This is a genomic window from Kitasatospora sp. NPDC058965, from assembly GCF_042741245.1.
Lineage (GTDB): Bacteria > Actinomycetota > Actinomycetes > Streptomycetales > Streptomycetaceae > Kitasatospora.
In genome coordinates this window covers 1-4,835 of record NZ_JBHYKG010000467.1, presented here as the reverse complement: position 1 = coordinate 4,835, position 4,835 = coordinate 1, and the positions used below count along the sequence as shown (strand labels likewise).

The 4,835-nt window shown below is 72.9% G+C and carries 3 protein-coding genes; 1 reads left to right on the top strand and 2 read right to left on the bottom strand.

Annotation, left to right across the window (positions count from 1 at the left end):
* Positions 1-230 precede the first annotated feature (230 nt).
* Complete coding sequence (locus ACFW1A_RS38590) at positions 231-1,499, top strand: amidohydrolase (RefSeq protein WP_380418014.1); 1,269 nt, start codon at positions 231-233, stop codon at positions 1,497-1,499.
* A 96-nt stretch (positions 1,500-1,595) separates the two neighbouring features.
* Here ACFW1A_RS38590 and pntB read toward each other — a convergent pair whose 3' ends face one another.
* Both pntB and ACFW1A_RS38580 read right to left on the bottom strand, forming a co-directional pair.
* A complete protein-coding gene (gene pntB, locus ACFW1A_RS38585; RefSeq protein ID WP_380418012.1) occupies positions 1,596-3,053 on the bottom strand; it encodes a Re/Si-specific NAD(P)(+) transhydrogenase subunit beta in 1,458 nt (485 codons plus the stop codon).
* Positions 3,054-3,059: 6 nt separating this feature from the next.
* Positions 3,060-4,628 carry a Re/Si-specific NAD(P)(+) transhydrogenase subunit alpha gene (locus tag ACFW1A_RS38580; protein WP_380418011.1) on the bottom strand — a complete coding sequence of 523 codons (1,569 nt, stop codon included), beginning with the start codon at positions 4,626-4,628 and terminating at the stop codon, positions 3,060-3,062.
* Between the last annotated feature and the right edge of the window lie 207 nt (positions 4,629-4,835).

Genomic DNA, 4,835 nt, shown 5'->3' with positions numbered 1-4,835 from the left:
CGGGCGCGGCGGCGTTGGGGTGCGTGCATCGCAAGGCGGAGGATGGGGGCACCTCCCGGCCGAAGGCTGGGGGAGAGTCCATGCGGAGCATAGGCAACCGACGACAACGCAGCGTGGGGGCACCTCCCGGCCGAAGGCTGGGGGCGTGCGTGCCCCGGCGTCGCCGCGCAGGCGGGGGTTTGAAGACGGCCCCTAACGTCGGGGCACACCCCGTCGACTGGAGGTCTCCCGTGCACCAGGAGCTCGACCGGCGCTGCGCCGCGGTCGCCGAGCAGGTGGTGGCCTGGCGTCACCACCTGCACCGGCACCCGGAGCTGTCCAACCGTGAGACGAACACCGCCCGGCTGATCGCCGACCACCTGCGCACCCTGGGCCTGGACGAGGTGCGCACCGGCATCGCCGGCCACGGCGTGGTCGGCGTGCTGCGCGGCGGCCGGCCGGGGGACGGCGTGGTGGCGCTGCGCGCCGACACCGACGCCCTGCCGGTGCCCGACCGCTGCGGGGAGCAGTTCGCGTCCGCCGCGGTGGACCGGGACTACCCCGGCGGCCCGTTCCCGGTCTCGCACGCCTGCGGCCACGACTGCCACACGGCGATGCTGCTGGGCGCGGCCACGGTGCTGGCCGGGGTGCGCGAGCAGCTGGCCGGCACGGTGCTGTTCGTCTTCCAGCCGGCCGAGGAGGGCCCACCGGTGGGCGAGCCGGGCGGGGCGCGGGAGATGCTCGCCCAGGACGCCTTCGCCGACCCGGTGCCCACCATGGTCTTCGGCATGCACGTCGCCCCGCTGCCGAAGGGCTGGCTCGGCTACCGGGTGGGCAACCAGTTCGCCGCCTCCTGCCTGGTCCGGATCGGGCTGACGGGCCGGCAGGTGCACGGCTCCACCCCGTGGCAGGGCGTCGACCCGATGCCCGCGGCCGGTGCGATCCTCACCGGTATCGGCCAGCTGTACCGGCAGGTGCCGGCCTTCGACCCGGTCACGGTGTCGATCGGGCATGTCGAGGACGTCGGCCGGTTCAACATCATCGGCGAGACGGTGACGCTGTGGGGCACCGTCCGGTGCTCGGTCGAGTCCGACATGGCCGAGCTGCAGCAGCGGCTCACCGCCCTCGCCGAGGGCAGCGCCGCGGCCTACCACTGCACCGCCGCGGTCGACTTCCTGCAGGACGTGCCGGCCGTGCACAACACCCGGGAGTGGGTGGACGCCGGCCTGCCGACGCTGCACCGGGTGGTCGGCGAGGACCGGACCGTGGTGACCGATCCGGTCCTCGGCTACGACGACGTCGCGGAGTTCGTCAACCGGTTCGGCGGCCTGTACGTGATCCTCGGCGTCCAGGACAGCGAGTTCCGGGACGGCAAGCTGGTTCCGAGCGCCGGCGGCCGCGGCATCGCGACCAACCACAACCCCGGCTTCTACGCCGACGACGACACGCTGGTCACGGGGGTGCGGCTGCACGTGCACGCGGCCTGGGACCACCTGGACGGCAGCCTGACGGTCCGGTGACGAACTGCGGCGGTCGGCCGGTGGGCCGACCGCCGCGGGTCGTGCTCCGGGGCGCGCGCACCGCGCGCCCCGGTCAGCGGGCGGGCCGCCCCGGCGTCACCGCCCGGCCGGGACCGGCGCCGCGACCGGGCCGGCGCCGGCGTCGGTGCCCAGCTCCGCGAGGATCGCCTCCACGGTCTGCTTGGCGTCGCCGAACAGCATGCTGCTGTTCTCCCGGAAGAAGAGCGGGTTCTGCACGCCCGCGTAGCCGGAGGCCATCGAGCGCTTGAAGACCACCACGTGCTCCGCCTCCCAGACCTTCAGCACCGGCATGCCGGCGATCGGGCTGGTCGGGTCCTCGGTGGCGGCCGGGTTGACGGTGTCGTTGGCACCGATCACCAGGACCACCGAGGTCTCGGCGAAGTCGTCGTTGATCTCGTCCATCTCCAGCACGATGTCGTACGGCACCTTGGCCTCGGCCAGCAGCACGTTCATGTGCCCGGGCAGCCGGCCGGCCACCGGGTGCACGCCGACCCGCACCTCGACGCCGCGCTCGCGCAGCCGCCTGGTCAGCTCGGCGACCGGGTGCTGGGCCTGCGCGACCGCCATCCCGTACCCGGGGGTGATGACCACCGTGCTGGCCTGGGCCAGCAGTTCGGCCGTCTCCCGGGCCCGGATCTCCCGGTGCTCGCCCTGCTCCTGCGCGCCGCCCGAGGGAGCCTCGATGCCGAAGCCGCCGGCGATCACCGACAGGAAGGAGCGGTTCATCGCCTTGCACATGATGTACGACAGGTAGGCACCGGAGGAGCCGACCAGCGCGCCGGTGACGATCAGCAGGTTGTTGTCCAGCAGGAAGCCGGCCGCGGCCGCGGCCCAGCCGGAGTAGCTGTTCAGCATCGACACCACGACGGGCATGTCACCGCCGCCGATGGACGCCACCAGGTGCCAGCCCAGCAGCAGCGCCAGCACGGTGACCGCGATCATCAGGCCCAGGTTCGGGCTGACGGTGAACCAGACGGTGAGCGCCACGAAGGCCGCCAGCGCGCCGATGTTGAGGGCGTTCTTGCCCGGCAGCATCAGCGGCCGGGAGTTGATCCGGGCCGAGAGCTTGAGGAAGGCCACGATCGAACCGGTGAAGGTGACCGCGCCGATGAAGATGCCGATGAACACCTCGGCGTGGTGGATGCTCAGCAGGTCGGCGCCGATCCGGGTCTGCGCCGCGCCCTTGGACTCCACCTCCAGGTAGCTGTTCCAGCCCACCAGTACGGCGGCCAGGCCCACGAAGCTGTGCAGCACGGCGATGAGTTCGGGCATCTGGGTCATCTCGACCCGGCGGGCCCGCCACAGGCCCGCCGCGCCGCCCAGCGCCATCGCCAGCAGGATCAGCAGCACCGCGCCGGCGCTGATCGTGCGCGAGGCCACCACCACGGTGGCCACCAGGGCGAGCGCCATGCCGGCGATGCCGTAGACCACGCCGGCCCGCGAGGTGCGGTGCTGGGAGAGCCCGGCCAGGCTCAGGATGAACAGCAGGGCGGCGACCAGGTCCGCCGCGTGGGACGCTGTCAGGGCAGTCATCTCGGATCAGCGCCTTTCGGGGGACGTCGAGAACATCGACAGCATGCGGCGGGTCACGGCGAAACCGCCGAAGATGTTCACGCTGGTGAGCAGGATCGCCACGAAGGAGAGCGCGGTGACCACCCAGCTCTCGTGGCCGATCTGCAGCAGCGCGCCGACCACGACGATTCCGGAGATCGCGTTGGTCACCGACATCAGCGGGGTGTGCAGGGCGTGGTGCACCTTGCCGATCACGTAGTAGCCGATCACCACGGCCAGCGCGAACACCGTGAAGTTCTCCGCCAGTTGGGCCGGGGCGAAGGCGACCAGCAGGAAGGTGGCGAGCATCCCGAGCCCGATCAGGCCGAACCGGGCCGCCGGGGTGAGCTTCGGCCTGGCCGGGGCGGCGGGCGCGGCGGGGGCCGGCGCCTGGGCCGCGGGGGCGGCGGAGACGGCTACCGGCGGGGGCGGCCAGGTGATCTCGCCGGCCCGGACCACGGTGACCGCCCGCTGCACCACGTCCTCGAAGTCCAGCGTCAGCCGGCCGTCCTTCTCCGGGGTGACCAGCTTCAGCAGGTTGACCAGGTTGGTGCCGAACAGCTGGGAGGCCTGCGCGGGCAGCCGGGAAGCGAGGTCGGTGTACCCGATGATGGTCACCCCGCCCTCGGTGACCACGGCCCGGCCCGGGACGGTGCCCTCGACGTTGCCGCCCATCGCGGCGGCCATGTCGACGATCACGCTGCCGGGCTTCATCGCGGCCACGTCCGCCGCGGTCACCAGGCGCGGGGCCGGGCGGCCGGGGATCAGCGCGGTGGTGATGATGATGTCGACGTCCCGGGCCTGCTCGCTGTAGAGCGCGGCCGCGGCCCGGTCGTAGTCGGCCGAGGTCGCCTTGGCGTAGCCGTCGGTGCTGGCCTCCTGCTCGACGTTGACCGCGAGGTACTCGCCGCCCAGCGACTTGACCTGGTCGGCCACCTCGGGTCGCGGGTCGGTGGCCCGCACGATCGCGCCCAGGCTGGACGCGGCGCCGATCGCGGCCAGGCCCGCCACGCCGGCCCCGGCCACCAGGACCTTGGCGGCGGGCACCTTGCCGGCGGCGGTGACCTGCCCGGTGAAGAACCGGCCGAAGGCGTGCGCCGCCTCGATCACCGCGCGGTAGCCGGCGATGTTGGCCATCGAGCTGAGCACGTCCATCGACTGGGCGCGGGAGATCCGCGGTACGGCGTCCAGCGCCAGCGCGGTCACCCCGCGCTCGGCCAGCACCGCCAGCAGCTCACCGCGCTGGGCCGGCGCGATCAGGGCGACCAGGTCGGCCCCCCGGTTCAGCCGGCCCACCTCCTCCTCGGAGGGGGCGTTGACCTTGAGCACCAGGTCGGCCGTCCAGGCCTCGCCGATGGTCGCGCCGGCCTCGGTGTAGGCCTCGTCGGTGAACCCGGAGGCCGTACCGGCCTCGGACTCGACCACCACCTCGTACCCCAGGGCCAGCAACTGACGCACGGTCGACGGGGTCGCCGCCACCCGGGTCTCCCCCGGGACGGACTCGGCGACCACACCGATGCGCTGAGGCGGATGGCGAGTCGGGTCTTCTGCAGACATGTCTCGTGTCTCTCTCGTCGGAGGCGCTGCTGACTGGGCATCTGCGTACGCGGGGACGCCAGGTCCCCTGGTCGCAGGAAGGTACACCTTCCTCGCCCGCGCGCCGAGAGGGCAACGCAGTGACACGATTCACTCCCGCAGGTGGGAGCGGCTCGTTCCGGTACGGTCCGCCGGAATTCCTGGGGGTGGCGGCTAGGCGGCGACCAC

Coding starts and splice junctions, on each gene's coding strand:
- ACFW1A_RS38580 (WP_380418011.1), bottom strand. CDS start 4,628: ATGTCTGCAGAAGACCCGACTCGCCATCCGCCTCAGCGCATCGGTGTG.
- pntB (WP_380418012.1), bottom strand. CDS start 3,053: ATGACTGCCCTGACAGCGTCCCACGCGGCGGACCTGGTCGCCGCCCTG.